The 24,347-nt window shown below is 71.6% G+C and carries 29 protein-coding genes; 18 read left to right on the forward strand and 11 right to left on the reverse strand.

Annotation, left to right across the window (positions count from 1 at the left end; all coding sequences use genetic code 11):
- Positions 1–36 precede the first annotated feature (36 nt).
- Positions 37–1,518: an FGGY family carbohydrate kinase gene (locus FJ658_RS09535; protein WP_141145153.1), complete on the forward strand. Its 1,482-nt coding sequence runs from the start codon at positions 37–39 to the stop codon at positions 1,516–1,518.
- Between the two features lie 44 nt (positions 1,519–1,562).
- Complete coding sequence (locus FJ658_RS09540) at positions 1,563–2,912, forward strand: FGGY family carbohydrate kinase (protein WP_141145154.1); 1,350 nt, start codon at positions 1,563–1,565, stop codon at positions 2,910–2,912.
- A gap of 69 nt (positions 2,913–2,981) precedes the next feature.
- On the opposite strand, the gene FJ658_RS09545 is transcribed toward FJ658_RS09540, so the two are convergent.
- Entirely contained in the window at positions 2,982–3,728 is a 747-nt protein-coding gene (locus FJ658_RS09545; protein ID WP_141145155.1) for a GntR family transcriptional regulator, read from the reverse strand.
- Positions 3,729–3,875: 147 nt separating this feature from the next.
- Here FJ658_RS09545 and FJ658_RS09550 point away from each other — a divergent pair, with 147 nt between their 5' ends.
- Positions 3,876–4,466 carry a DUF6328 family protein gene (locus tag FJ658_RS09550; RefSeq protein WP_370454785.1) on the forward strand — a complete coding sequence of 197 codons (591 nt, stop codon included), beginning with the start codon at positions 3,876–3,878 and terminating at the stop codon, positions 4,464–4,466.
- Here FJ658_RS09550 and FJ658_RS09555 read toward each other — a convergent pair.
- Genes FJ658_RS09555 through FJ658_RS09565 form a run of 3 tightly spaced genes read right to left on the reverse strand, consistent with a single transcriptional unit; the run spans position 4,390 to position 6,978 of the window.
- A complete protein-coding gene (locus tag FJ658_RS09555; protein ID WP_141145156.1) occupies positions 4,390–5,094 on the reverse strand; it encodes a Pr6Pr family membrane protein in 705 nt (234 codons plus the stop codon). The two genes, FJ658_RS09550 and FJ658_RS09555, sit on opposite strands and share 77 nt — an antisense overlap.
- Positions 5,084–5,896 carry a hypothetical protein gene (locus tag FJ658_RS09560; RefSeq protein WP_141145157.1) on the reverse strand — a complete coding sequence of 271 codons (813 nt, stop codon included), beginning with the start codon at positions 5,894–5,896 and terminating at the stop codon, positions 5,084–5,086. Before FJ658_RS09560 ends, FJ658_RS09555 begins: the two co-directional genes overlap by 11 nt.
- Entirely contained in the window at positions 5,893–6,978 is a 1,086-nt protein-coding gene (locus FJ658_RS09565; RefSeq protein WP_141145158.1) for a hypothetical protein, read from the reverse strand. Before FJ658_RS09565 ends, FJ658_RS09560 begins: the two co-directional genes overlap by 4 nt.
- A 213-nt stretch (positions 6,979–7,191) precedes the next feature.
- Between FJ658_RS09565 and FJ658_RS09570 the strand changes: the two genes are divergently transcribed.
- The 5 genes from FJ658_RS09570 (at position 7,192) to FJ658_RS09590 (ending at position 10,507) form a co-directional block, all read left to right on the forward strand.
- Complete coding sequence (locus tag FJ658_RS09570) at positions 7,192–7,554, forward strand: PadR family transcriptional regulator (RefSeq protein ID WP_141145159.1); 363 nt, start codon at positions 7,192–7,194, stop codon at positions 7,552–7,554.
- Between the two features lie 2 nt (positions 7,555–7,556).
- Positions 7,557–7,958, forward strand: coding sequence for a DUF1048 domain-containing protein (locus FJ658_RS09575; protein WP_219995753.1), 402 nt, complete (start codon positions 7,557–7,559; stop codon positions 7,956–7,958).
- Positions 7,959–7,963: 5 nt separating this feature from the next.
- On the forward strand, positions 7,964–8,800 hold the full coding sequence (locus FJ658_RS09580; protein WP_305004252.1) for an ABC transporter ATP-binding protein: 837 nt from the start codon (positions 7,964–7,966) through the stop codon (positions 8,798–8,800).
- The gene (locus FJ658_RS09585; RefSeq protein ID WP_141145162.1) at positions 8,797–9,576 is read left to right on the forward strand and encodes an ABC transporter permease; all 780 of its coding nucleotides are present in this window, start codon (positions 8,797–8,799) and stop codon (positions 9,574–9,576) included. Before FJ658_RS09580 ends, FJ658_RS09585 begins: the two co-directional genes overlap by 4 nt.
- A gap of 190 nt (positions 9,577–9,766) precedes the next feature.
- Positions 9,767–10,507: an SDR family oxidoreductase gene (locus tag FJ658_RS09590; RefSeq protein ID WP_141145163.1), complete on the forward strand. Its 741-nt coding sequence runs from the start codon at positions 9,767–9,769 to the stop codon at positions 10,505–10,507.
- 7 nt (positions 10,508–10,514) lie between these two features.
- Here the strand turns inward: FJ658_RS09590 and FJ658_RS09595 are convergent, their stop codons facing one another.
- The 3 genes from FJ658_RS09595 to FJ658_RS09605 all read right to left on the reverse strand — a co-directional run bounded on the left by FJ658_RS09595 (position 10,515) and on the right by FJ658_RS09605 (position 12,535).
- On the reverse strand, positions 10,515–11,039 hold the full coding sequence (locus FJ658_RS09595; protein ID WP_255447656.1) for a PaaI family thioesterase: 525 nt from the start codon (positions 11,037–11,039) through the stop codon (positions 10,515–10,517).
- A 27-nt stretch (positions 11,040–11,066) separates the two neighbouring features.
- On the reverse strand, positions 11,067–11,513 hold the full coding sequence (locus tag FJ658_RS09600; protein ID WP_141145164.1) for a hypothetical protein: 447 nt from the start codon (positions 11,511–11,513) through the stop codon (positions 11,067–11,069).
- A 95-nt stretch (positions 11,514–11,608) separates the two neighbouring features.
- Positions 11,609–12,535, reverse strand: coding sequence for a LysR family transcriptional regulator (locus FJ658_RS09605; protein ID WP_219995754.1), 927 nt, complete (start codon positions 12,533–12,535; stop codon positions 11,609–11,611).
- A gap of 76 nt (positions 12,536–12,611) precedes the next feature.
- Here FJ658_RS09605 and FJ658_RS16140 point away from each other — a divergent pair, with 76 nt between their 5' ends.
- The 5 genes from FJ658_RS16140 to FJ658_RS09630 all read left to right on the forward strand — a co-directional run bounded on the left by FJ658_RS16140 (position 12,612) and on the right by FJ658_RS09630 (position 17,784).
- Complete coding sequence (locus FJ658_RS16140; RefSeq protein ID WP_219995755.1) at positions 12,612–13,205, forward strand: uracil-DNA glycosylase family protein; 594 nt, start codon at positions 12,612–12,614, stop codon at positions 13,203–13,205.
- Between the two features lie 62 nt (positions 13,206–13,267).
- The gene (locus tag FJ658_RS09615; RefSeq protein ID WP_141145166.1) at positions 13,268–14,434 is read left to right on the forward strand and encodes a TDT family transporter; all 1,167 of its coding nucleotides are present in this window, start codon (positions 13,268–13,270) and stop codon (positions 14,432–14,434) included.
- Between the two features lie 71 nt (positions 14,435–14,505).
- A complete protein-coding gene (locus FJ658_RS09620; RefSeq protein WP_141145167.1) occupies positions 14,506–16,578 on the forward strand; it encodes a heavy metal translocating P-type ATPase in 2,073 nt (690 codons plus the stop codon).
- 97 nt (positions 16,579–16,675) lie between these two features.
- Positions 16,676–17,110, forward strand: a complete 435-nt coding sequence (locus tag FJ658_RS09625; protein ID WP_141145168.1) for a DUF6153 family protein — start codon at positions 16,676–16,678, stop codon at positions 17,108–17,110.
- Positions 17,111–17,187: 77 nt separating this feature from the next.
- Entirely contained in the window at positions 17,188–17,784 is a 597-nt protein-coding gene (locus FJ658_RS09630) for a DUF305 domain-containing protein (RefSeq protein WP_370454786.1), read from the forward strand.
- A gap of 81 nt (positions 17,785–17,865) precedes the next feature.
- On the opposite strand, the gene map is transcribed toward FJ658_RS09630, so the two are convergent.
- Entirely contained in the window at positions 17,866–18,636 is a 771-nt protein-coding gene (map, locus tag FJ658_RS09635; protein WP_141145169.1) for a type I methionyl aminopeptidase, read from the reverse strand.
- 45 nt (positions 18,637–18,681) lie between these two features.
- Here map and FJ658_RS09640 point away from each other — a divergent pair, with 45 nt between their 5' ends.
- Positions 18,682–18,942 carry a helix-turn-helix domain-containing protein gene (locus FJ658_RS09640; RefSeq protein WP_141145170.1) on the forward strand — a complete coding sequence of 87 codons (261 nt, stop codon included), beginning with the start codon at positions 18,682–18,684 and terminating at the stop codon, positions 18,940–18,942.
- 21 nt (positions 18,943–18,963) lie between these two features.
- On the opposite strand, the gene FJ658_RS09645 is transcribed toward FJ658_RS09640, so the two are convergent.
- Positions 18,964–20,007, reverse strand: a complete 1,044-nt coding sequence (locus tag FJ658_RS09645) for a hemolysin family protein (RefSeq protein ID WP_141145171.1) — start codon at positions 20,005–20,007, stop codon at positions 18,964–18,966.
- Positions 20,004–21,377: a hemolysin family protein gene (locus tag FJ658_RS09650; protein ID WP_141145172.1), complete on the reverse strand. Its 1,374-nt coding sequence runs from the start codon at positions 21,375–21,377 to the stop codon at positions 20,004–20,006. Before FJ658_RS09650 ends, FJ658_RS09645 begins: the two co-directional genes overlap by 4 nt.
- 580 nt (positions 21,378–21,957) lie before the next feature.
- On the opposite strand from FJ658_RS09650, the gene FJ658_RS09655 reads away from it, so the two are divergent.
- Together FJ658_RS09655 and FJ658_RS09660 are read left to right on the forward strand one after the other, a co-directional pair.
- Positions 21,958–22,404: a hypothetical protein gene (locus tag FJ658_RS09655; protein WP_141145173.1), complete on the forward strand. Its 447-nt coding sequence runs from the start codon at positions 21,958–21,960 to the stop codon at positions 22,402–22,404.
- Between the two features lie 235 nt (positions 22,405–22,639).
- Positions 22,640–22,918 (forward strand): hypothetical protein, encoded by a 279-nt coding sequence (locus FJ658_RS09660; protein WP_141145174.1) that lies wholly within the window; start codon positions 22,640–22,642, stop codon positions 22,916–22,918.
- A 30-nt stretch (positions 22,919–22,948) separates the two neighbouring features.
- On the opposite strand, the gene FJ658_RS09665 is transcribed toward FJ658_RS09660, so the two are convergent.
- A complete protein-coding gene (locus FJ658_RS09665; RefSeq protein ID WP_141145175.1) occupies positions 22,949–23,221 on the reverse strand; it encodes a hypothetical protein in 273 nt (90 codons plus the stop codon).
- 116 nt (positions 23,222–23,337) lie between these two features.
- Between FJ658_RS09665 and FJ658_RS09670 the strand changes: the two genes are divergently transcribed.
- Positions 23,338–23,673: a helix-turn-helix transcriptional regulator gene (locus tag FJ658_RS09670; RefSeq protein WP_141145176.1), complete on the forward strand. Its 336-nt coding sequence runs from the start codon at positions 23,338–23,340 to the stop codon at positions 23,671–23,673.
- Positions 23,670–24,347: a cation transporter gene (locus FJ658_RS09675; RefSeq protein ID WP_141145177.1), complete on the forward strand. Its 678-nt coding sequence runs from the start codon at positions 23,670–23,672 to the stop codon at positions 24,345–24,347. Before FJ658_RS09670 ends, FJ658_RS09675 begins: the two co-directional genes overlap by 4 nt.

The raw sequence follows: 24,347 nt of genomic DNA on the forward strand, positions 1-24,347 counted from the left end.
CGCGCGCCTCGGCGTCACACGAACGGAGGTCGGGCGATGACGCTCGTCGCAGGAGTCGACTCGTCGACCCAGAACTGCAAGGTCACGGTGCGCGACCTCGCCACCGGCCGCACCGTGCGTGAGGGCAAAGCCTCGCACCCCTCGGGCACGATCATCGACCCGAACCGGTGGTGGGATGCGCTGCTCACCGCCGTGCGCCGCGCCGGCGGCCTCGACGACGTCGCCGCGATCTCGGTCAGCGGCCAGCAGCACACGCCGATCCTGCTCGACGCGGATGGGGCGATCGTCGCCGATTCGCCGCAGTGGAACGACACCGGCTCGCACCCGCACATGATGGCGCTCAACGCCGAGCTCGGTCGCGACGAGTGGATCCGCCGCACGGGCCTGCCGCTCACCCTGTCGGATACGGCGCCGAAGCTGCGCTACATGCGCGACCTGCACCCCGAGGCCGTGAGCCGCACCGAGGCCGTCGCGATCGTGCACGACTGGCTCACCTGGCGCCTGCGCGGCTTCGGCCCGGGCTCGGGCGTGGCCGGGCTGCACGAGCTCGTGACCGACCGCTCCGAGGCGAGCGGAACCGGCTACTGGTCCCCCGAGACCGACGAGTACACGATGGACCTCTGCGAGCACGCCCTCGGCCGCACGGCGATCCTGCCGCGCGTGCTCGGCCCGCTCGACCGCGCCGGCGTGACCGCCGAGGGCATCCCCGGCATCCCCGCGGGCATCCCGATCGGGGTCGGGGGCGGCGACAACGCGGCGGCCGCGCTCGCGCTCGGGCTGCAGCCCGGGGATGCGGTGCTCTCGCTCGGCACCTCGGGTGTGGTCTACGCCCGCTCGAAGAGCCCGGTGCACGACTACGCGGGCTACGTGTGCAGCTACGCCGACGCGACCGGCGACCACCTGCCGCTCGTGGCGACGCTCAATGCGGCGCGCAACTTCGAGCTCGCCACGGGACTTCTCGGCTGCACCTTCGACGAGCTGTCGAGCCTGGCGCTCGAGGCCGAGCCGGGTGCCGGCGGGCTGACCCTGCTGCCGTACTTCGAGGGCGAGCGCACCCCCGACCTGCCGCACGCGCGCGGGTCGCTGCACGGCGCATCCCTCACCAACTTCACCCGGCCGAACATGGCCCGCGCGATCATCGAGGGCACGCTCGCGAGCCAGGTGGCGATGCTGGATGCGCTGCACGCCTGCGACGTGCCGACCGGCAAGCTGCTGCTGATCGGCGGCGCGGCCGAGAGCCCGGCGGTGCAGCAGGTGCTGACCGAGCTGGTCGACATCCCGGTCGTGGTGCCGGCGCCCGACGAGTACGTGACGATGGGCGCCGCGATGCAGGCCGCGTCGACGCTCGACGGCGCGTTCCCCGAGTGGGGCGTCGAGATGGTCGAGCTGGCGGATGCGCCGCTCGAGCCGGGCGTGCTGCACCAGTACGCGGCGGCGAAGGCGTCGATGGGCTACATCGACGTGCTCGCGGCGGGCGCCGGGGCCGGAGCCGCGGCGCCGCTCACCCCGGCGGGCTGAGCACCGCGGGGATGCCCTCCTGCTCCGCGCGGTAATCTCGCCCTGTGGTGAGCACGACGCGCGGCGCGGTCAGCCTGGGCGTCGACATCGGCACCACCAACGCGAAGGTCGTGGCGATCGACGCCGACGGCGTGGTCGTGTCGCGCGTGATCCGTCCGACGCCGCGCGACCCCGGAACGCTGCTCATCGACGCGGTCGCGCTGATGGATGCGGTCGAGTCGATGGTGCTGGCCGCCTGCGGCGAGGCCTACGCCGTGCACGCGATCGCCTGCGCCGGCGTCGGGGAGGACGGGGTGCTGCTCGACGCCGAGCTGCGCCCTCTGACTCGCGCCCTGGCTTGGTTCGACCCGCGGCGGCAGCGGCTGTTCCGCGAGCTGCCCGAGTCGCTGCGCGGCGACCCCGGCTTCGACGTCGCGAGCGATCCGGTCAGCACGCTCGTCGGCTGGCACTGGGCGCGCACGCAGCCGTCCGCTTCCGACGCCCGCGCGTGGTCGGCGCTCGCCGACCTGCCCGCCGTCACCTGGACCCGTCGGCCCGTGATGAGCGACACCCTCGCCTCGCGCACCTCGGCGTGGCGCGCATCCGACCGCCGCTGGGATGCCGACCGCGTCACGGTCGCGCTCGGCGACCTCGCGCTGCTGCCGTCGATCGTGCACGCCGGCGAGGTCGTCGGTGCACTCGATTCGCCGCGGCTGGCCGCCGCGGGCGTTCTGGCTCCGGATGCGGTGGTCGTCGCCGGCGGCCACGACCACCCGATCGCGGGCTGGGGCGTCGACTGCCTCTCGCCGGGCGTCATCCTCGACTCGATGGGCACGGCCGAGGTCGTCGTGACCCGCGCGGCGGCGTCGGTCGAGCGCGGTGCCGACGACGACCTGGCGCCCGGCGTCGGCGCCGAGGGGCTCACGCTCATGCGCGTCGAGGAGCTGGCGCGCAACGTGCAGTGGGCCTCGCAGGATCCGGCGGTCGCGGCGCGCATCCGCACCCTGCTCGAGGGCAGCGCCGAGATCGCGCCCGTGCTCGGCGCCGACTACTTCCGTCCCGGCGGTCGCGGCGGCGGCCAGCCCAGCTACGCGCTCGACGTGCCCGCCGATCCGCACGCGCGCGCCTCGGCCGTGCTGGTGGCGCTCGCCGCCGCGGGCCGGGATGCGGTGGCGGGCGTGCGCGCCGCGATCGGCCCGTCCGCGGCCGGCGCCGAGGTGCGGCTCGCGGGCGGCTGGACGCACTCGCCCGGCTGGCTCGAGATCAAGGCCGCCGTGAGCGGCTACCGCGCAGCGCCCATCCTCGAGCCGCAGGTCACGGCGGTCGGCGCCGCGATGCTCGCCGCCGAGGCGCGCGGCTGGACGCCCGACCCGGCGACCGCGCTCGGCGGCTTCACCTCGATGATGCTCGGCTGAGCATCCGGAGCTGTCCGGGGTCTCGGGGCGGCGATTGCAAAGAATTGCAATCAAGTGGGAAAACCCAATTCAGCTCGCGCTGACGCTCACCTCGAGCGGGATGATGTCGGTCAGCACCCAGGTCTCGTAGTAGTCGAAGCGGACGCCGCTCTGGTCCCACGAGAGCGACCGCACGCGCAGGACCGGCTGGTCGGCGTCGATGCCGAGGCTCGACGCCACGAGCTCTGTCGGGCGCATCGCGCGGATGACGCGCTTCGCGCCGTGCGTGAAGTGGCCGGCGCGGCGCAGGGTCTCGTTGACCGAGCCGGTGCCGCCGACCACGTCGGCGTCGTCGGCGATCGTCTGGCCGACCGCGCGCGGGAACCAGTTCGTGCTGAACATCGCGACGCGGCCGTCCATCGAGCGAACGCGCTGCAGGGCGAAGACCTCGGTGCCCTCGCCGGTCTCGAGCGCCTCGCTCACGTGCTGGGCGGGCACAAGGAAGCGCGCATCCACGACCTTCGTCGCGATGCCGGTGCGTCCGTGCCGCACCTGCGACTCGAGGAAGCCCTCCTGCACGGTCCAGCCGGTGGGCTGCTCGGGCGACGAGGCGAAGACGCCGCGGCGGGCGACGCGGCGCGCGTAGCCCTCGCTCTCGAGCTTCGACATGGTCTGCCGCACGGTCGCGCGTGAGAGGCCGAACTCGCGGCACAGCTCCATCTCGCTGGGCAGCCGCACGTCGGGCGGGAACTCGCCGGCGACGATGCGCTCGCGCAGGATGCCGAAGAGCTGCTCGTAGTAGGCGACGGGGGAGTCCCGTTCGATCGTCGCGGCCATCGTCGGTCGACCCCCTTCGTGCTTTCGCACGAGCGTACAGCCGGGCCGTCTGGTTGTGTCGGTACGGGGTGTACGGACACGCGGAATCGCCTGCGAGTCGGGTGACACCGGCCCGGATCGAGTGGATGCGCTGGCTACGGTGCGAACGTGCCCCCAGCTGCGAGCGACCCGAGCCCCGACGCCCCTGCCGCCGACCCCCGAGCCGCCGAGCCCGGCGCCGCCGAGCCTCACCCCGCCGGCGACGACTTCACGGATGCGGTGCGCGACGGCCGGCCCGAGACCGAGAACCAGCGCCTCGACCGCAACTGGTCGGAGCTGTTGCAGGAGCTGCGCGTCACCCAGACCGGCACGCAGATCCTCACCGGCTTCCTGCTGACGCTCGCCTTCCAGGCGCGCTTCACCGAGCTCGACGACTACCAGCGCGCCCTCTACCTCGGGCTGGTCGGCCTCGCCGTGCTCGCGACGGTGCTCGCGCTCGCGCCGGTGAGCTTGCACCGGCTGCTGTTCCGCCGGCAGGTGAAGGGGCGCATCGTGCACACGACCGATCGCGTGCTGCAGGTGACGCTCGTGGCGGTCGGGCTCGTGCTGGCCGGAACGGTGTCGTTCATCGTCGATGTCGTCGTAGGCCGCACGCCGGGTCTCGTGGCGGGCGGCGTCGCGCTCATCGTCGTGGTGCTGCTGTGGGCGGCGCTTCCGCGGTTCGCGCGCCGCGGAGCGCCGGCGCGCGACGATCGATGACGAGGAACACGACCGCCAGCACGGCCGCGTAGGCGACCACCGCGAGCGCGCCGAGCACGGCGCCGCCGAGCCCGACCTGGTTCACGTCGAGGAAGGGATACGGATACCAGCCCGTGATCGCGCCGCGCGTGAAGGTGACGGCGAGCCAGACGGCCGGCCAGATGAAAGCGAGCAGCGCGAGGCGCGCATCCCACTGCCGCCGCGGGCCGAACACGAGCCACGCGAGCGCGAACAGCACCGGGCTCACGTTGTGGAACAGCGCCGTGGCGACCACGGCCTCGCCGCGCAGCTGCAGGCCGGGCGCGAGGATGAGTCCGAACACCGAGCCGGTGACGACGATGCTCAGCAGCGCATCCAGGTGGATGAGGCGCCACAGCCACGAGGCGCCGCGCCCGGTCGCCTTCGCGATCGCCACGACCAGCACGAGCACGTTGCTGAGGATCGTGAAGAAGCTGAAGAGCCGCGCGAAGCGCACCGCCAGCGGGATGCTCGACCCGGCCTCGCCCGAGTTCGCATCCGCTCCGCCGGTGAAGAGCAGGTAGAACTGCAGCCCGAACGCGACCAGCAGCACGAGCGCGATGACGGCGTAGGTCGCGCGTTCGGCGAGGCGGATGCGATCAGTCGTCATCGCTCAATGCCTCGAATAGGTCCACCGCGAGCAGATGGGTCGACGCCGCCACTTGGGCTGGGTCTCCGAGCTCAGCTTCGGCCGCGCCAGCCATGGTGTTCCCGGCGCTGGAGACGTCCGCGGCGAAGTACGCGCCTAGATGCTGCAAGGCCACCGTTACAACCTCGGAACAGGTTTCGTCAGCCCGCAGCGCCTCGATCGAACGGGCCAGGACGTCGGTTTCGATCGCGATCAAGATCCGATAGATGTCATGGGCGTCTTTGTTGTCGAGTGCGCGTCGCTGGTCGACCCTCTCGCCAAGCTTGTGCAGCTTTGCGATCAAGAGCGCAGCGGGGCCCGCCACGAGCGTGCTGAAGCTGCGCTGGTCCTCCGGCTCGAAACTGCTGATCCTCCGGAGCTCTCGATCGACGAGGGCGGCCTCGAGTCCTGCGCTCTTGCGCATCGAATGAGGATCGTGGGGTGGCGCGTCGACCGAGCGACGTCCCTTGCCTGCCACGAGCGCCGGAACCATGAGATCTACCTGCACGCCGTCGCGTGAGATCCAGACACCGGGATTCGTCGTTCCTCGTGTGAACCCGGCTGCCGTCATGGCGGCCTCGATCAGAGGATCGTCTTGCAGCGCTCGCGGATCGATAGCCAGATCGGCGTCGGTCGTGAACTCCGCGATCGCCACCTCGGCGGAGCCGGTATGGAGATAGATCGCCTGAGCCCCGACCAGGATGATCGACTCGGCTTGATCGCCCAGGGCTTCCAGGGCGTCGAGCAGCGCGCGACGTGCTGCGATGACCAACTCGTCGGTCATAGCCGCCAGCTCTCTTCGTTGTCGTCCATCCAGGCGATCAGCGCCTCGCCCTCACTCGGATTGCGGCCGGGACCGTTGAGCAGATCGGCCGCGACCTGGGCGGGGGCAGCGACGATGAACCCCGGCGCCGCCAGTGAGGTCCCGACGAGCGCGATCCCATCGGGCACGCTCGGCTCGATCAGGAGAACGTTCGCGGTCCCTTCCGGGGCAGGACGGAGTCCCCAAGCCTCGCTCGTTTCATCCGGCGCCTCGCTGTATGCGAGCGCCGCCCGTGTCGGCGCGAATGGAGCCCACTGCGCAGCCGCGACCGAGCCCGTGAACGCGTAGCGGCTGCTCAGCTCCGCGCTGGCGGCGCGGTCGAGCACGGCCTGAATTCCCCGCGGGTGGATCCAGCGGGTGACGCGATTGACGGCGAAGGTGTCGTAGTCAGCGCTCCACGCCCGAAGGAGGGAGGTCCATTTCGTGACGCGGAAGGTCTTCGACTCGTCGCGCTCGGTCACGAGGCCCTGGGACTCGAGGTACTCGACTGCGCGGTAGGTGGCGCCCACCGAAGCCCCCGATGCCGTCACGAGGTCCTTGATCCGCCAGCTACGGGAGCTGTCGAGCAGCGCGCGCACGATCCGTGCCGCTGGCTCGCCCTTCAAGGTGTTTCGCGGACGTCCGGCGCCCCGCGTGGGATCCGAATCCGCGCCGCGATCGGAGAGGAACAACCCCGGTGTCGCGAGTTCCATGCGGACGTTGCCGGTGAGGTCGAGATAGGAGATCCGGCGATCCTCCAGCTCCGCGCGAAGTGGTGCGCTGAGGTAGCGCGCGACAAGAAGGCCTGCCGTGGGCAGTGGTTCCGACTCGACCGCCCTCTGCAGGGCCCTCGTGATCTGGTCCAGCGATCGACGCTCCACAGTGCCGCGTGTCTCGATCGCGATCCATCCTCGGGATCCGTCGGGGGCGGTGACGACCAATGTCAGATCCGCGGCGCTCCGGCTGGATGTCCAGGTGCGGATCTCCCAGCCCCGGGGCAGTCGTTCCTCGAGCGCTCGAATGACCTGCCGCGGCGTCGGTTCTGCCGCGGTCGTCCGTTTCATGGGCGAGTTCCTTCCCGATTCGGGTAATTATCCCCCTCCGTCGCCAGCGGAATAAACCTATTACCCGAATTCGGTTTCCGAAACCCCCTCGTCGGGATCGGGGGTTGCGCATCCACTATTCGGCGTTACTATCTAGTGGTACTCATCAATGCTGAATACCAGCGACACCGAGTAGCGGAGCCGCGAGGCTGCGCGAACACAGGAGGACGGCTGATGCCGAAGCAGATCACCGAGATGCTCAAGGGGACCCTCGAGGGCATCGTGCTCGCGATCCTCGCCGGGCGCGCCGCCTACGGCTACGAGATCACGGCCTGGCTGCGTGAGCAGGGCTTCACCGAGATCGCCGAGGGCACCGTCTATGCGCTGCTGCTGCGCATCGAGCAGCGCGGCCTCGTCGACGTCGAGAAGGTGCCCAGTGAGAAGGGTCCGCCGCGCAAGGTCTACACGCTCAACGCGGCCGGCCACGAGCAGCTCGACGACTTCTGGAGGAACTGGAGCTTCCTCGCCGAACGACTCGATCAGCTCCGCACGGGCGACGCGCCCACCGCATCCACCACTGCGAACGAAGGGGAATGACCATGGCGAAGAACATCATCGAGCTCGTCGTCGGCGACCTGGCCGATAAGCGCAAGTACCGCGAGTACAAGGCCCGCGCGAAGGCGCTGCCGGCCGGCTATCGCGAGGCTGAAGCCGCCGTCGAGCGCTACGTCATGTACCTCGGGCCGACCGACGACGGCGCCAGCCTCATCGCGATGCTCGGCGACCTCGCCGACCTGTTCGAGCAGGCCGTCGCCGACGGCACGAGCGTGCGCGACCTCGTCGGCGCCGACCCGGTCGAGTTCGCCGAGACGTTCATGGCGAACTACTCCGGCGGCAGCTGGATCACGAAGGAACGCGCACGCCTCGCCGCATCGATCGACGAGGCCGTGGGCGACGCGGGCGGCGGCACTGCGGGCACGGGATCCGGGAGCGCATCGTGAACGCCGTGCTCGACCGTCCGCCCGCGCCCGTCCCGACGGCGGAGCCGGCGATCGCCGTCGCCGGGCTGCAGAAGGCGTTCGCGAAGACCGAGGTGCTGCGCGGCGTCGACCTCACGGTGCAGCCGGGCGAGATCTTCGCCCTGCTCGGCGCGAACGGGGCCGGCAAGACGACGCTCATCCGCATCCTCAGCACCCTGATGCGAGCGGATGCGGGCTCCGCGTCGGTCGCCGGGCACGACGTCGCCTCCCAGCCGGGCGCGGTGCGCGAGTCTATCAGCCTGACCGGGCAGTTCGCCGCCGTCGACGAGAAGCTGACCGGGCGCGAGAACCTGGCTCTGGTCGCGCGGCTGCGGCACCGGCCGACGCCGAACGCGATCGCCGACGAGATGCTGAGCCGCTTCGACCTGGTGGACGCGGGGTCGCGGGCCGCCGCGACCTACTCGGGCGGCATGCGCCGCCGGCTCGACATCGCGATGAGCCTGATCGGATCGCCGGCCGTGATCTTCCTCGACGAGCCGACCACGGGTCTCGACCCCGAGGCGCGTCAGGAGGTCTGGGCGACCGTCAAGCATCTCGCCCGCGGCGGCACGACCGTGCTGCTGACCACGCAGTATCTGGAGGAGGCCGAGCAGCTAGCCGACCGCATCGCGATCCTGCACCGCGGCCGCATCCTCGTCACCGGCACGCTCGCCGAGCTGACCGCGCTGCTGCCGGCCGCGACCGTCGAATACGTCGAGAAGAGGCCCAGCCTCGAGGAGGTGTTCTTCGCACTGACCGGCGAGGAGGGCGCGGGCGAGACGGACGCAGGCCCCGCATCCACCGACAAGGAGACCGGACGATGACCACCGCATCCCACGCCCTCGGCGACACCGCCACGCTGACCCGGCGCTCGCTCACGCACGTGCTGCGCAGCCCCGACACGATCATCACGACGGCGCTCATGCCGATCGCGTTCCTGCTGCTGTTCGTGTTCGTCTTCGGCGGCGCGATCGACACCGGATCGGGGCCGGGCGAGGGCAGCTACGTCAGCTACCTGCTGCCGGGCATCCTGCTCATCACCGTCGCCTCGGGCATCTCGTACACGGCCTACCGGCTGTTCCTCGACATGCAGGCGGGCATCGTCGAGCGCTTCCGCTCGATGCCGATCGCGCGCTCGTCCGTGCTCTGGGCGCACGTGCTCACCTCGATCGTGGCGAACCTCGTGTCGCTCGCGCTCGTCGTCGGGGTCGCCCTGCTCCTGGGTTTCCGCAGCTCGGCGGGCGTGCTCGACTGGCTGGCCGTGGCCGGCATCCTGGTGCTGTTCACGCTCGCGCTGACCTGGCTCGCGGTCATCCCGGGCCTGACGGCGAAGTCGGTGGATGGCGCGAGCGCGTTCTCCTATCCGCTCATCTTCCTGCCGTTCATCAGCTCGGCCTTCGTGCCGACCGACTCGATGCCGGGTCCGGTCGCGTGGTTCGCCGAGCACCAGCCGGTGACGGCGATCGTCGACTCGATCCGGGCGCTGTTCGCCGGGCAGCCGATCGGCGGCGACATCCTCGTCGCGCTCGCCTGGTGCGTCGGCATCCTGCTCGTCGCCTACGTCGCGGCGAACGTCGTCTACCGGCGGCGGGTCGCCTGAGGTCGCGTGCACGGAAACCGGTCACCGGCGGCGCCGAGCTGCATGACAGCTCGAGCGTGCTCGTGACCGGTTTCCGTGCACGCGGCGATCGGGCGCCGAGGGTGTCCCTCGGGGTACCAGGGTCGCGAGGGGTCTGGGCCGGCGGCCCCGACGGGCGTCGAATGGATGCGTCAACAGAAGGAGCGCATCCATGCAACTCGCCAATCGCACCGTCTTCATCGCCGGAGGCACCTCCGGCATCGGCCTGGGCCTCGCCCGCCGGCTGGCCGACCTCGGCAGCACGGTCGTCGTCGGCGGCCGCAGCCCCGAGCGCGTGACCGATCTCGAGGCCGTGCGCATCGACGTGACCGATCCCGCCTCGGTCGCCGAGGCCCGGGATGCGGTGCTCGCCGCGCATCCGGAGCTCGACCTGCTCGTCACGATGTCGGGCGTGATGCTCATGGAGGACCTGCGCGACCCAGCCCACTTCGCCGCCGCGGAGCAGACGATCGACGTCAACCTGCTCGGCACGATCCGGGTGATCGACGCGTTCACGCCGCACCTGCTGGCGCGCGGATCCGGCGACATCGTGACGGTGTCGTCGGGCATCGCCTTCCTGCCGTTCCCGCTCATGGCGAGCTATGCGGCGTCGAAGGCGGGCGTGCACGCCTACAGCGAGGCGCTGCGCGCGCAGCTCGCGGGCGCCGGCGTCGGCGTCACCGAGCTCGTGCCGCCGGCCGTCGCGACCGCCGGGCAGGAGAACGTGAACCCGGCCGCGCTGCCGCTCGACGGCTTCCTCGACGAGGTGCTCGGCCTGCTCGGTCAGCAGCCGACGCCGAACGAGATCGTGGTCGAGAAGGCGCTCGAGCACCGCTGGGCCGAGCGCGACGGCACCTACGCCGAGCTCGTGGCGCGGCGTTCGCAGTCGCTCGCCTCGCTGCCCGGGCGCTGAGCCCGGATCAGCCGGCGGCGGCCGTCGTCGCGGCCGCGCTCGCGTCGAGCGACAGCACGAGCAGCGTGCTCGTCGCCGACGCGACCGCGCGGCCCTCGGCGTCGAGCACCTCGGCCTCGGTGAAGATCACCCGTCGACCCGGCTTCTTGACGGTGCCGATCGCGCGCAGCATCCCGTCGCCGGCGCGCACCGGGCGCAGATAGCTGACCTGGATGTCGATGGACGTGTAGCCCGAGCCAACCGGCAGGATCGACTGGCCCGCGCATCCCGTCGCCGAGTCGAGCAGGGTGCACAGCACGCCGCCGTGCACCGAGCCGAGCGGGTTGTAGAGCGACTCGTCGGGCTCGCAGCGGAACTCGACGCGCCCCGCCTCGACCGAGCCGAGCGTCATGAGCATCGCGCCCATGATCGGCGGCGGCGGCAGTTGCCCGTCGCGCATCGCCTCGAGGTACTCGAGGCCGCTGAGGGTGGGCATGGCCGCGACGCCGGGTCGCGGGTCCTGCCAGGTCACGGTGCGCTGTCGCTCGGTCACCCGCTCATTCTGCGCCGAGCCGCCCGGTCAGTCGTTGCCGATCGTGAAGCGCAGGCGCATCGCCGGGTCGACGATCGACGACGACTCGGTCAGCGCGCTGGTGTGGCTGATCTCGACCGGGTCGAGGTCGCGCACCCAGTCGAGCGGGAACAGCGCGATGATGCGGCGATCGCGCACCCGCGTGCGGGCGCGGCCCGACCGGCGGATGACCTGGTGCTCGAAGTCGACCATGAACGCGCGCGCCGCATCCAGCGTGACCTCGAGACCGAGCTGGATCGGTCCGGCGGCGTTGCGCGGCAGCCACACCGTGAGCAGGGCGGGCGTCGTCGAGGTGTCGAGCGGGCGGGCGAGGTTCCACGTCACGACGAGGGCGTTCTCGCCGACCGCGGCCGTCGCGTCGGTGATCGGCGGCGGCTCGTGCGTCTCGGGGGTGTCGAGCTCGTGCTCGGTCAGCGCGCGGATCCTGCGGGCCATAGCGCCTCCTCGGGTGAGCGGTGCGCAAGCGCACCGTGCGGGTGCGCCCACTGTGCGGCCCCGAGCGCGTCATCGCGCCGAATCGCAGGCAGATGTCAGGTGCGCGGGTCGTGCCGCTCGTCGGTCGCGCGGGCGACTCCGAGCAGCTTCTGCGCGGCCGTGCCCAGCGGCTCGGTCGCCCAGATCGCCGTCAGCGGGCGGCTCAGATCGAGGCCGTCGACGGCGACGCGCTCGAGCCGACCCGCATCGAGGTCGTCGCCGACGAGCCGGGCGCTGACCACCGCGGGCGCGACTCCGGCGATCGCGCTCGCCCGCACCACCCCGCTCGTCGCCAGGACGGCGGCCGGCTCGACGGGACTGAGCCCCGACGCTCCGAGTTGCGACTCGAGGGTGCTTCTCGTGCCGGAGCCGACCTCGCGCACCAGCAGGGGGGTGTGTGCGAGCATGATCGCGTCGACCGATCGGCCGGCCCAGGGGTGGTCGGGTGCGACCACGAGCACCAGCTCGTCTGCGCCGATCTGCCGGGTGAGCAGGTCGCCGGGCAGATCCGGCGTCTCGATGAAGCCGATCGCGGCGCGACCAGAGCGCACGAGGTCGGCGGTCTCGCGCGAGTTGCCGGCGACGATGCGCACGTCGACGTCGGGGGAGTCGGCGCGCAGAGCCTGGATCCAGCCCGGCAGCAGAGCCTCGGCGATCGTCTGCGAGGCGGCGACGACGAGCGGGCGCAGCGCGCCGCCGAGCGCCGGGAGCTCCGCTTCCAGCCTCTGGGATGCGCTCAGCACGGGTGCGGCCAGCTCGCGCAGTCGCGATCCGGCGTCGGTGAGAGCCGAGCCTGCGGCCGTGCGCTCGACGAGCCGGATACCGAGTCGCTGCTCGACCGCCCGGATGCGAGCGGACACGGCCTGCTGGGTGATGCCGAGCTCGATCGCCGCGCGCGAGATCGATCCGGTGTCGCCCACGCGCGCCAGCACCTCGAGGGTGTCGAGGTCGAGCACCCGGTCGGTGAGTCGGCGGGAGGCCACGATCCCCGATTCTGGCACGGCTTGTACCGCTGTGAGGGGCGAGGCATCGGCGGCCGATGTCGTGGATGCTGTGCAGGTGAGCGCTGAAGAGGAGGCCGTCGCCGGCCACGATGCCGGCGTCGCCGGCGCGCTCGACGAGCTGACCCGGCGCTGGCGTCGGCGATGGCCGACCCGGCTCATCCCGGGCTTCGATCCGGGATCGGCTCGCGAGGCGGCGCGCATCCTGGTGCTCACGCAGTCGCCGGCGCGCTCGACCGCCGTGGGCGGCGCCGCGGCGGTGTGCGGCGAGGGCAACGACAACGCGACGGCTCGCGCCATCGTCGATGCGCGACGAGACGCGGGACTGCGGCGCGATCAGTATCTGCGCTGGAACGCCATCCCCTGGCCCACCGAGGGGACCCCGCGAGCGGGGGAAGCCGCGGAGGCTCGGGAGGCGCTCGAGGAGCTCGTCGCCGCACTCCCGCAGCTGCGGGCCATCGTCGCCGTCGGCGCGGTCGCGCGCCGTGCGGTGAGCCAGCTCGCCGCAGGTCGCGGTGACATCCCGATCTTCTTCGCGCCGCATCCGTCGCCCGCGAGTCCGGTCCCGCGCGACGTGAAGCACCGGGAGGCGGTCCTCGCCTTCGCTGCGGCATCCGCCGCCGCGCTCGGTGATGACAAGGGCACAAGCTGAGGTTGTGAGCCTGCAGATCGACCGCTGTTCCGCTGCGCGGTCGCACCGGGAAGCATCGGAGCATGACCTCGACCCTGCTCGACCCGCCGACGCCGACCCCCGCGCCCGAGGGACCGCGCGGCGGTCGGCGGCTGTTCCGCGAGCTCGAGCATCCGGGGCAGATCGTCGCGAACCTGACCCCCAACTGGTTCGCCTCGATCATGGGCACCGGGATCGTGGCGAACGCCGCAGCCTCCCTGCCGCTGCAGTTCCCCGGGCTTCGCACCGCGGCCACCGTCGTCTGGGCGGTCGCGTCGCTGCTGCTGGTGGCTTTGACCGTCGCGACGGTGCTGCACTGGATGCGCTACCGCCACGTCGCCCGCGGACACCACCTGAACCCGGTGATCTCGCACTTCTACGGAGCTCCGCCGATGGCCTTCCTCACCGTCGGCGCCGGGGCGCTGCTGCTGGGTCGTGACTGGATCGGGCTCCCCGCCGCCCTCGGCATCGACTGGGTGCTGTGGACGCTCGGCACTCTCATGGGCCTCGCGACCGCGATCGCGGTTCCGTATCTCGCGTTCACCCGTCATGAGGCGAAGCCCGAGTCGGCGTTCGGCGGGTGGCTCATGCCCATCGTGCCGCCGATGGTGTCGGCGTCGACCGGGGCGCTGCTGCTGCCGTATACGCCGGCCGGTCAGCTGCGGGAGACCCTGATGTGGGCCTGCTACGGCTTCTTCGGGCTCAGTCTGATGTGCTCGGTCGTCGTGATCGCGCTGATCTGGAACCGGCTGGCCCAGCACAAGGTGGGCGCCGCGGCGATGGTGCCGACGCTGTGGATCGTGCTCGGTCCGGTCGGCCAGTCGATCACCGCCGTCAACCTGCTCGGCGGCAACGCCGCTCTCGTCGTCGACGGGGGCACGGCGCGGGCCCTGCAGGCTTTCGGGCTGATCTTCGGCATCCCGATGCTCGGCTTCGCTCTGCTCTGGACCGCGATCGCCCTGCTGCTGACCGTGCGCACCGCGCGCGAGCACCTGCCGTTCTCGCTGACCTGGTGGTCGTTCACGTTCCCGATCGGCACCTGCGTGACGGGCCTCAGCGGCCTCGCGCTGCACTCGGGTCTCGTCGTGCTGCAGATCCTCGCGGTCGTCTACTACGTCGGGCTGGTCGCCGCGTGGGCGGTCGTCGCCGTGCGCACCTTCCACGGCTCGGTCATCCGCGGCGCCCTGCTGGCGCCGCCGAAGCCGGCCTGATCCCGGTCCGGCGCGCGTCATCCTGCGAGTGATACCCTAGATACCCCAGGGGGGTATATGGAGGAGTTCGCATGACCGATCGGCAGACCGAACGCCACGATGCGGAGAGCACCGGGCACGCGCACCACGAGGACCACGGCGGTCACGGCGGCCACGCGGGTCACGGCGACCACGTCGCCCGCTTCCGGCGACTGTTCTGGATCATGCTCGTGCTCGCCGTGCCGGTCGTCGGCGCCTCCGGGATGTTCGCCATGCTGCTCGGCTACTCCGTGCCCTCTGCGGGATGGACGACCTGGATCTCGCCGCTGCTCGGCACCGTGATGTACCTGGTCGGCGGCTGGCCCTTCCTCTCGGGCGCAGTGGCCGAACTGAGGTCCCTCAAGCCGGGCATGATGCTGCTGATCGCACTGGCGATCACGGTCGCCTTCGGCGCTTCGTGGGGTGCTCACCTGGGCGTGCTCGACCACCAGCTCGATTTCTGGTGGGAGCTGGCGCTGCTGATCGTGATCATGCTGCTCGGGCACTGGCTGGAGATGCGGTCGCTGGCGCAGACGAGCTCGGCGCTCGACTCGCTCGCCGCGCTGCTGCCCGATGAGGCGGAAGTCGTCGACGGTGCCGAGACACGGCGCGTCGCGCCGTCGGATCTCGCGGTCGGAGACCTCGTGGTCGTGCGACCCGGCGGGCGCATCCCGGCCGACGGCCGCATCGTCGACGGCGAGGCGAGCGTCGATGAGTCGATGATCACGGGCGAGTCCCGGGCGGTGCGGCGCTCGACCGGCGACGTCGTCGTCGCGGGCACGGTGGCGACCGACTCCGGGCTGCGGGTCGAGATCACGGCGACCGGTGACGACACCACCCTGGCGGGCATCCGCAAGCTCGTCGCCGACGCGCAGGCCTCGTCGACGCGGGCGCAGCGCATCGCCGATCGCGCATCCGCGCTGCTGTTCTGGTTCGCCCTGGTCTCGGGGCTGATCACCATCGTCGTCTGGTCGCTCGTGGGCGGCGTCGACGAGGGGATCGTGCGGGCGATCACCGTGCTCGTGATCGCGTGCCCGCACGCGCTCGGCCTGGCGATCCCGCTGGTCGTCTCGATCGCGACCGAGCGCGCCGCGCGCGCGGGCGTTCTGATCAAGGACCGGCTGGCGCTGGAGAGCATGCGCAACGTGGATGCGGTGGTCTTCGACAAGACGGGCACTCTGACGCGGGGCGAGCCCGCCGTGCTCGAGATCGCCGCGGTCGACGGCGACCGGGATGCGCTGCTCGCTCTCGCGGCGGCGGCCGAGGCGGACAGCGAGCATCCTCTCGCCCGGGCGATCGTCGCCGCGGCACGACAGCAGGGGCTCGACGTGCCTGCCGGCTCGGACTTCCGCTCCGAGCCGGCGGTGGGGGTGACTTCCCGAGTCGACTCGCGTCGCGTGCAGGTCGGCGGGCCGGGCCTGCTCTCGGCCGAGGGTGCGGAGCGCCTGGGCGAGACCCGGTCGTGGAGCGACGGCGGCGCCATCGTGCTCCACGTGCTCGTCGACGGCGTCGTGGCGGGTGCCCTGCGTCTGGCCGACGAGGTGCGGCCGGAGTCGGCCGAGGCCGTCGCCTCGCTGCAGGCGCAGGGCGTGCAGGTGGTGATGATCACCGGCGACGCCGAGGAGGTCGCCGCCTCGATCGCACGGGAGCTCGGCATCGAGCGCTGGTTCGCCGGGGTGCGCCCCGAAGACAAGGCGGCACGGGTTCAGGAGCTGCACGGCGAAGGGCGCTCGGTCGCGATGGTGGGCGACGGCGTCAATGACGCGCCCGCCCTGGCGCAGGCCGATGTCGGCATCGCGATCGGCGCCGGAACGGATGTGGCGATCGCGTCGGCCGGAGTGATCCTGGCGAGCGACGACCCTCGATCGGTGCTGGCGGTGCGGGAGCTCTCGCGCCGCACCTTCGCGAAGATGAAGCAGAACCTGTGGTGGGCGGCCGGCTACAACCTGCTCTCCGTGCCGCTGGCGGCCGGGGTGCTCGCCCCGATCGGCTTCGTGCTGCCGATGTCGGTGGGGGCGCTGCTCATGTCGCTGTCGACGATCGTGGTGGCGCTCAACGCCCAGCTGCTGCGTCGCATCGACCTCCGACCCGAGGTGCTGGCGCGCGACGGTCGCCCAGCTTCGTGACGTAGCGTCGTCGAGAAGTACCCTTGGGGGGTATCGACGAGCGGGGAGGGCGGGTCTGATCGTGATGACTGAGCGCAGTGCGGTCACCGCGTCGGTGATGCGCGTCGCCGTGCTCGTCGCACTCGTGATCGCCGGCATCCTCGGGATGCATGTGCTCGCCGCGGAGGGTTCGCACGCCGTTGCGATGCCCACCGCGGTCTCCGACTCCGACTCCGAGTCCGCATCGTCGACGGCGCAAGCGTCGATGTCGCACGCGGCCACGGTGAACGCGCGTGGCGCGTCGAGCGGCCTCGCCGCCGACGCGTCCGGTGGCGCCTGCGCCGGTGACGGGTGCGGCGATCCGATGGGCGATCACCTGGCGATGGCGATGGTCTGCGTGCTCGCGCTGCTGCTGTCGATCGTCATCGTGGCTGCGCCGACGCGCGGGGCGGCGTCGCATCTGCCGGCGGTCGCGCACGGCGGGCTCGGAGGCTCCGGCGACGACCGTCGTCCCCGCCCTGATCTCGTCTCTCTGGGCATCAGTCGAACGTGAGCCGCAGGGCGATCCTGCCCTGACAGCGGCGCATCGCGCCCCTCACATTCTTCGACGACCCAGAAAGACGAATCACCATGATCAGAATCCGTACCACCGCCCTGCTCGCCGCCGGCGCGCTCTCCACCGCCCTCGTGCTCGCGGGGTGCAGTCAGTCCGGCTCGATGTCGGGAATGGATCACGGCAGCGAGCCGAGCTCGTCGGCCAGCGCATCCGCCTACAACGACGCCGACGTCATGTTCGCCCAGATGATGCTCGCGCATCACGAGCAGGCGATCGAGATGTCGGACATGCTGCTGGCGAAGGACGGCATCGACGAGCGCGTGGTCGCGATGGCGCAGAAGATCAAGAAGGCGCAGGCCCCCGAGATTTCGACCATGAAGAGCTGGCTGACCGCGTGGGGTCAGTCGGTCGACAGCGACATGGCCGGGATGGGCCACGGCGACGGCATGATGTCGGAGCAGGACATGGCCGACCTCGAGGCCGCGTCGGGCTCGGTGGCCGCCAAGCTCTTCCTCGACCAGATGGTCCAGCATCACGAGGGCGCCGTCACGATGGCGAAGTCCGAGGTCTCCGATGGCGAGAACTCGGATGCGGTCGCGCTGGCAAAGTCCATCGTGACCTCGCAGACCGACGAGATCGCGACCATGAAGGCGCTTTCAGCCGAGTTCTGAGCCGGTCGGTGCGGGCGTGCCTCAGGGGCGCGCCCGCATCTCTCGCCGGCACCCGCGGTCGGCCGGGCCGTGCCCGCGGGCTCAAGCCGGCAGCGTCAGGATCTCGGCCCCGTCGTCGGTGATCAGCACCGTGTGCTCGCTGTGGGCGGTGCGGCATCCGGTCGCGCTGCGCAGCGTCCAGCCGTCGGCGTCGGTGACGAGCTCGTCGGTGTCGGTCATGACCCACGGCTCGAGCGCGAGCAGCAGGCCGGGTCGCAGCTTGTAGCCGCGGCCGGGGCGGCCGTCGTTGGCGACGTGCGGGTCCTGGTGCATGGTCGTGCCGATGCCGTGGCCGCCGAACTCGAGGTTGATCGGGTAGCCGGCCTCGCTCAGCACCGTGCCGATCGCGTGCGACAGGTCGCCGATGCGGGCGCCGGGCCCGGCCACGGCGATCGCGGCGGCGAGCGCGCGCTCGGTCGTCTCGATCAGGCGCACGCTCTCGGCCGGGCGGCTCTCGCCGACGACGAAGCTGATCGCCGCGTCGGCGGCGACGCCGTCGAGCACGACGGCCAGGTCGAGGGTGAGCAGGTCGCCGTCGGCGAGGATGCGGTCGTGCGGCAGGCCGTGCAGCACGGCGTCGTTCACGGCGGTGCAGATCCAGTGCCCGAAGGGCCCGCGGCCGAAGGAGGGCGCGTAGTCGACGTAGCAGGACTCCGCGCCCGCCTCGAGGATCATCTGCTTCGCCCAGTCGTCGATCTCGAGTAGGTTCACACCGGGCCGGGCGCGGCCGCGCAGGGTGTTCAGGATGGTGCCCACGAGTCGTCCGGTGGCGCGAGCGCGGGGCAGCTGGCTGGGGGCGAGGATCTCGATCACCGGATGATAATACCGGTCAAAGTATCCCGGTATTAGTATCGGACCATGGTCCGCCTTCCGCTCACCCCCGAGCAGCTCGAGCGCGGTCAGCGGCTCGGCGCGCTGCTGCGCCGGGCCCGGGGCGACCGCTCGATGCTCGGCGTCGCGCTCGACGCCGGCGTCTCGCACGAGACCCTGCGCAAGATCGAGTCGGGCCGCATCGCGACGCCGTCGTTCCCGACCATCGCGGCGCTCGCCGAGGTGCTCGGACTCTCGCTCGACGAGGTCTGGGCCGAGGTGACGCGCCGCGACAGCCTGGTCTCCTGACCCGACTCCCGCGGCGTCCGCTCACACCGCCGCGTGCGCGCTGTCGTCGATCTCGCCGACCAGCTCCTCCAGGATGTCCTCGAGGAACACCGTGCCGTGGATGCGCCCCTCCGCGTCGGCCGTGCGGGCGACATGCACCCCGTCGCGGCGCAGGCGGGCGAGTGCGTCCTCCAGCTCGGCGTCGCGGCCGATCGTGACCAGGCGCCGCATCCGCTTCGCCGGAACCGGCTCCGCGTCGGCGTCGCCGGTCAGATCGAGCACGTCCTTGAGGTGCAGGTAGGCGACCGGCTCGCCCGCGTCGTCGGCGATCACGAAGCGCGACCAGCCGGTCTCGGCGACCGCGCGCCGCACGTCGGCGGGCGTGCTCGCGCGGGTGAGGGTGCGCATCCGCTCGGTCGGCACCTCGATGTCGCTCACCCGCTTGTCGGTGAACTCGAATGCGGCCGCGAGCGCGCCGGTGCGGTCGTCGAGCACGCCCTCGCGGGTCGACACCGCCACGATGCCGGCGACCTCCTCGAGCGTGAACGCGCTCGTCGCCTCGTCCTTGGGCTGCACCCGGAACACCCGCAGGATGCCGTTGGCCACGCCGTTCAGCGCCCAGATCACCGGGTACAGGATGCGCGACACGAGCACGAGCGGCGGCGCCAGGATCAGCGCGGCGCGGTCGGGCACCGAGAACGCGAGGTTCTTCGGGATCATCTCGCCGAACACGACGTGCAGGAACGTCACCGACACGAGCGCGATCACGAAGGCGATCACGCCGATCGCCTCGGCCGACAGCGCGGTGAAGCCGAGCGGGATCTCGAGCAGGTGGTGGATGGCCGGCTCGGAGACGTTGAGTATTACGAGCGAGCACACCGTGATGCCGAGCTGGCTGGTCGCCAGCATGAGCGTCGCGTGCTCCATCGCCCACAGGGTCGTCGTGGCGGCGCGGCCGCCGGCGGCCGCGCGCGGCTCGATCTGCGAGCGCTTCGCCGAGATGACCGCGAACTCCGCGCCGACGAAGAAGCCGTTCAGCACGAGCAGAACGACGAGCCACAGGATGCCGGGCAGGTACTCGCTCATGAGCTCGCCTCCGTCGTGGTGCGGGCCCGGCCGGCATCGGACGCGGCGGCATCGGCGGTCGCGGCGGTCGCGTCGCCCGAAGCCGCCGGCGTCCAGCGCAGGCGCGCCAGGCGCACCCCGTCCATCCGCTCGACCCGGATCACGCCGTGCTCGAGCGCGACCTCGTCGCCGACCTCGGGCACCCGCTCGAGCCGGTCGAGCACGAGCCCGCCGACCGTGTCGTAGTCGTCGCCGGCCGGCACGATCGCGGCGGTGAGACGACGCAGCTCGTCCGGTCGCAGGCCGGGGTCGAACATCCACGTCGCCCCGTCGGCGACGACGGACTGGTGGATGCGGTCGTGCTCGTCGCGCAGTTCGCCCACGATCTCCTCGATCAGGTCCTCGAGCGTGACGAGCCCGGCGGTGCCGCCGTGCTCGTCGAGCACGATCGCCTGCTGCTGGCCCGAGCGTCGCAGCGTCTGCAGAACTCCGTCGACCGCTGCCGTGCCCGGCACGAACAGTGCCGGCACGGCCAGGTCGGCCGCCGTGACGCCGACGCGCTCGGCCGGCTCGAGACGGAACGCCTGCTTCACGTGCACGGTGCCGACGATGTCGTCGCGGTCGACGCCCGTGACCGGGAACCGCGAGTGCCCCGAGCGCAGCGAGGCCGCCACGATCTCGTCGGCGCTCGCCGTCGCGGCGACCGACACCATGCGCACGCGCGGGGTCGTGACGTCGTCGATGTCGCGCTGCGAGAAGCGCAGGGTGCGGTCGAGCAGCGTCGCGTGCTCGGGGTCGAGCGTGCCCTCGAGGGCCGAGCGGCGCACGAGGAAGCCGAGCTCCTCGGCGCTGCGCGCGCCCGAGAGCTCCTCCTTCGGCTCGATGCCCATGCGGCGGATGAGCGCGTTCGCGGTGCCGTTGCACAGCGCGATCACGGGGCGGAACGCGGTCGTGAACACGACCTGCAGCGGAACCACGAGCTTCGCCGTCTGGCGCGGCAGGGCCAGCGCGAAGTTCTTCGGCACGAGCTCGCCGAGGATCATCGAGAACAGGGTCGCGAGCACGATCGCCACGATCGCGCCCACGGCCGGGACCACCGCATCCGGGATGCCGACGGCCGTCAGCGGTCCGGCGAGCAATCGGCTGATGGCGGGCTCGAAGGTGTAGCCGGCCAGCAGGGTCGTGAGCGTGATGCCGAGCTGTGCTCCCGAGAGGTGGGTCGAGGTGATGCGCAGAGCGCCGATCACGGGTGCGAGGCGCTTCTCACCGCGGTCGCGCCGCCCCTCGAGCTCGTGCCGGTCGAGATTGACCAGGGCGAACTCGCTGGCGACGAAGACGCCGGTTCCGACGGTGAGGAGCGTGCCGACGATCAGGCCGAGCCACTCGGGCACGAGTCACCCCCGACAGAGCGGAGGAGCCCGGTGGGGCAGGTGGGCGAGGGTCTATGGCAGTCGTCCATGCGACGACCGTAAGACGGCTTTCTTCGAGAACGCTCGATCGTCGATCTCATCACTGCACACCGAGATGTGAGCGGGCACATGTGGCAGGTCTAGCGTCAGCCGCCTAGCGAAGTGAGGCTCGTCATGAGCGACTCGGCCCGGTTCAGTCCCCAGCACGACGGAAGGCATCGCGCCGAGCGTGGCGAGATCACGCGGCGGGGCCGGGCGCCCGTGCCGCGGCCGGCGCCCCGGCGACTCGCCGCGGCTGATGCGGAGCCCATCGCGCCGCAACCCGACGTCGAGGAGCGCCCCGAACACTGACTCGACGGGAGCCGCGCCGCGGTCCCGGACAACAGCTCACGCCTGCGCAGGCGGCTCCCCGGCCGCCGCCGGTCGTGCGATCGACGGGATGGCGTCCTGTCGGTCGGATGCCGTCGCCGTCAGCCGCCGGCGACGGCATCCTCTTTCCCTCCCCCGCCCGCAGCGACGACCGCCGCGGTGAGCAGAACGGCCCGCGAGGACTCTCATGACCATGACCATCACGACCACCAGTCCCGACACGATCGAGCGCACCGCCCTGGGCCTGCGATCCGTCCTCGTCGGGGCGCTCCCCGTCTCGCTCCTCACGGTCGACGCACCCGAGCGCTACACGGTCGAAGCCGTGTTCTCGCGACGCCCCGAGAGAGAGGAGATCGACGGCATCCTGGCGGCATCGACGCGGCGCCACCTCGGCGACGAGGGGTATCCGACGATCGAGCTGAGCGTCTCCGACCGGCGCCTCGAGATCTCGAACACGAATCTCGAAGAGCTGCGCGACGGACTCGGCACGGTGCTCGCTCAGCGTCTCGCGGCGATCAGCGCCGAGGTCGTCGCCGCCCGGCTCGTCGCTGCAGCGCGCGCGCAGGAGTCGTCGCGGGTGGAGCACCGTCGGGCGGCGGCCGTTATCGCGCTGGCGGAATCGATCTCATTCGTCCGCTGATCGTCGCACCCCGCTCGAGCGGCTCCCGTTGCCGGCCCGTCGCCGATTCCGTGAGGCGCGTGTGGCGGGCCGGCCCATCGATCAGGGAGAGAGATGGGGTGGTGCGACGGTGACCAAACCGTCTCGCGCAGGTTAGCGCGCGCGGGGTAGACCAGTCATTCTCCCCGAACTGGGGGTGGACGCGGCGCGAATTCGATTCATCGACGCGAACGCGAGTGATCTACACTCCATCGCCATGACGATGAAGTGGCTCGGGCGTCCGCGCGAGAAGCTGCTGCGCCGTCTCGTCTTCTCGGCGCGCGAGCGCTGCGACTGCGGCGCGGGCCTCGCCTACGACCGCCGCGCCGGGCATCCCGTCTGGGACTGCAGCGCGATCCTGCTCGGCGACGCGCTCATGGTGGCGGGGGAGCGCGGCGTCGCCGACCACCGCATCCCGTGCTCGTTCTTCGAGGTGCTGTCGGAGCGCAGCCCGGCCGCCGACGGCGCGTCGACGCGGCCTCCCGGGCTGCGCTGAGTCGCTCGCGCGGCTCCGATTCCAGCTCGCTCAGTGCACCGCGGCCGTGACCGCGACCATGAGCCCGGCGATCACGGTGACCACGAGCCCGAGCACGGCTCCGACGATCGCGACGACGACGCGGCGCGTGCGCCCGGTCTCGAAGCGGCGGATGCCGGCGATGCCGAGCCCCAGCGCCGCCACGCCGGCGACGAGTGCGACGACGTCGCCGATCACCGGGATGACGAGGAACGCGAGCGCCAGTACGGCGACGACGGTCGACCAGACGCTCACGGCGTCGTGCGGGGTCGGCTCGTCGGGCATGCTCTCTCGTCGCTCGGGTGGTCGCTCGCTGGTCGCTCGGCACTTCACGCTAGCGGCCGGTCGGCAGTACGCGACGGTCACTTGATTAATACATCGAACGCTGTACTGTCGGGTGCGTGACCGGAACCGTGACGCTCACCCACACCGCGGCCCTGGCGCGTCTGGGCTACGCGCTCTCCGACGAGACGCGCACGCGGGTGCTGCTGGCGCTGCGCGAGGCGCCGGCGTTCCCCTCCGACCTCGCCGACGCGCTCGAGGTCTCGCGCCAGTCGATGTCGAATCATCTCGCGTGCCTCCGCGGCTGCGGGCTGGTCGAGGGCATCCGCGACGGGCGCAACACCTGGTATCGGCTCGCCGACCCGCACCTCGCGCCCGCGCTCGACGACCTGCTGCGCCTGATGCTGGTCGTCGACCCGGGCTGCTGCGCGGGCGAGGAGTGCAGCTGCGCATGACGCCGATCGAGACCCGCACCGCGCTCGACCCTCGGCGGCGCGCGGTGCTGCAGCGTCGCATCCGCTGGATCGTCGCCGCGACCATCGCGTACAACGTGATCGAGGCGATCGTCTCCCTGAGCGCCGGGGCCGCCGCCTCATCGAGTGCGCTCATCGGCTTCGGGCTCGACTCGATCGTCGAGGTGCTCTCGGCGGCTGCTGTCGCCTGGCAGTTCGCCTCACCCGAGCCGCAGCGACGCGAGCGGGTCGCGCTGCGCGTGATCGCGATCTCGTTCTTCGGGCTGGCGCTGTTCGTCGCCGTGGATGCGGTGCGCGCGCTGCTCGGGTTCGCCGAGCCGCAGTATTCGATCGTCGGCATCGCGCTCGCCGCCGTGAGCGTGGCGATCATGCCCGCGTTCTCATGGTTCGAGCGGCGCACGGGGCGGGAGCTCGGCTCGGCCTCGGCGATCGCCGATTCCAAGCAGACGCTGGTCTGCGCCTGGCTGTCAGCGGCGGTGCTGGTGGGTCTTGGCCTCAACCTGCTGCTCGGATGGGCGTGGGCCGATTCGGTCGCTGCCCTCGCGATCGCCGTGTTCGCCGTCAAGGAGGGCGTGGAGGCGTGGCGCGGAGATGCCTGCAAACAGCCCATCTCGGCGCTCACCGATCCCGCCAGTGAGACCTGCGACTGCTGCTGA

The organism is Schumannella sp. 10F1B-5-1, from assembly GCF_006517535.1.
In the GTDB taxonomy this organism is placed as follows: Bacteria; Actinomycetota; Actinomycetes; order Actinomycetales; family Microbacteriaceae; genus Schumannella.

Excerpts from the sequence above, each read along its gene's own strand:
- FJ658_RS09655 (WP_141145173.1), top strand. The coding sequence starts at position 21,958 with ATGACCATCACGACCACCAGTCCCGACACGATCGAGCGCACCGCCCTG.
- FJ658_RS09620 (WP_141145167.1), top strand. The coding sequence starts at position 14,506 with ATGACCGATCGGCAGACCGAACGCCACGATGCGGAGAGCACCGGGCAC.
- FJ658_RS09625 (WP_141145168.1), top strand. The coding sequence starts at position 16,676 with ATGCGCGTCGCCGTGCTCGTCGCACTCGTGATCGCCGGCATCCTCGGG.
- FJ658_RS09575 (WP_219995753.1), top strand. The coding sequence starts at position 7,557 with ATGGCGAAGAACATCATCGAGCTCGTCGTCGGCGACCTGGCCGATAAG.
- FJ658_RS09675 (WP_141145177.1), top strand. The coding sequence starts at position 23,670 with ATGACGCCGATCGAGACCCGCACCGCGCTCGACCCTCGGCGGCGCGCG.
- FJ658_RS09590 (WP_141145163.1), top strand. The coding sequence starts at position 9,767 with ATGCAACTCGCCAATCGCACCGTCTTCATCGCCGGAGGCACCTCCGGC.
- FJ658_RS09640 (WP_141145170.1), top strand. The coding sequence starts at position 18,682 with ATGGTCCGCCTTCCGCTCACCCCCGAGCAGCTCGAGCGCGGTCAGCGG.
- FJ658_RS09545 (WP_141145155.1), bottom strand. The coding sequence starts at position 3,728 with ATGGCCGCGACGATCGAACGGGACTCCCCCGTCGCCTACTACGAGCAG.
- FJ658_RS09535 (WP_141145153.1), top strand. The coding sequence starts at position 37 with ATGACGCTCGTCGCAGGAGTCGACTCGTCGACCCAGAACTGCAAGGTC.
- FJ658_RS09665 (WP_141145175.1), bottom strand. The coding sequence starts at position 23,221 with ATGCCCGACGAGCCGACCCCGCACGACGCCGTGAGCGTCTGGTCGACC.
- FJ658_RS09555 (WP_141145156.1), bottom strand. The coding sequence starts at position 5,094 with ATGACGACTGATCGCATCCGCCTCGCCGAACGCGCGACCTACGCCGTC.
- FJ658_RS09565 (WP_141145158.1), bottom strand. The coding sequence starts at position 6,978 with ATGAAACGGACGACCGCGGCAGAACCGACGCCGCGGCAGGTCATTCGA.
- FJ658_RS09660 (WP_141145174.1), top strand. The coding sequence starts at position 22,640 with ATGACGATGAAGTGGCTCGGGCGTCCGCGCGAGAAGCTGCTGCGCCGT.
- FJ658_RS09615 (WP_141145166.1), top strand. The coding sequence starts at position 13,268 with ATGACCTCGACCCTGCTCGACCCGCCGACGCCGACCCCCGCGCCCGAG.
- FJ658_RS09630 (WP_370454786.1), top strand. The coding sequence starts at position 17,188 with ATGATCAGAATCCGTACCACCGCCCTGCTCGCCGCCGGCGCGCTCTCC.
- FJ658_RS09570 (WP_141145159.1), top strand. The coding sequence starts at position 7,192 with ATGCCGAAGCAGATCACCGAGATGCTCAAGGGGACCCTCGAGGGCATC.
- FJ658_RS09560 (WP_141145157.1), bottom strand. The coding sequence starts at position 5,896 with ATGACCGACGAGTTGGTCATCGCAGCACGTCGCGCGCTGCTCGACGCC.
- FJ658_RS09585 (WP_141145162.1), top strand. The coding sequence starts at position 8,797 with ATGACCACCGCATCCCACGCCCTCGGCGACACCGCCACGCTGACCCGG.
- FJ658_RS09600 (WP_141145164.1), bottom strand. The coding sequence starts at position 11,513 with ATGGCCCGCAGGATCCGCGCGCTGACCGAGCACGAGCTCGACACCCCC.
- FJ658_RS09645 (WP_141145171.1), bottom strand. The coding sequence starts at position 20,007 with ATGAGCGAGTACCTGCCCGGCATCCTGTGGCTCGTCGTTCTGCTCGTG.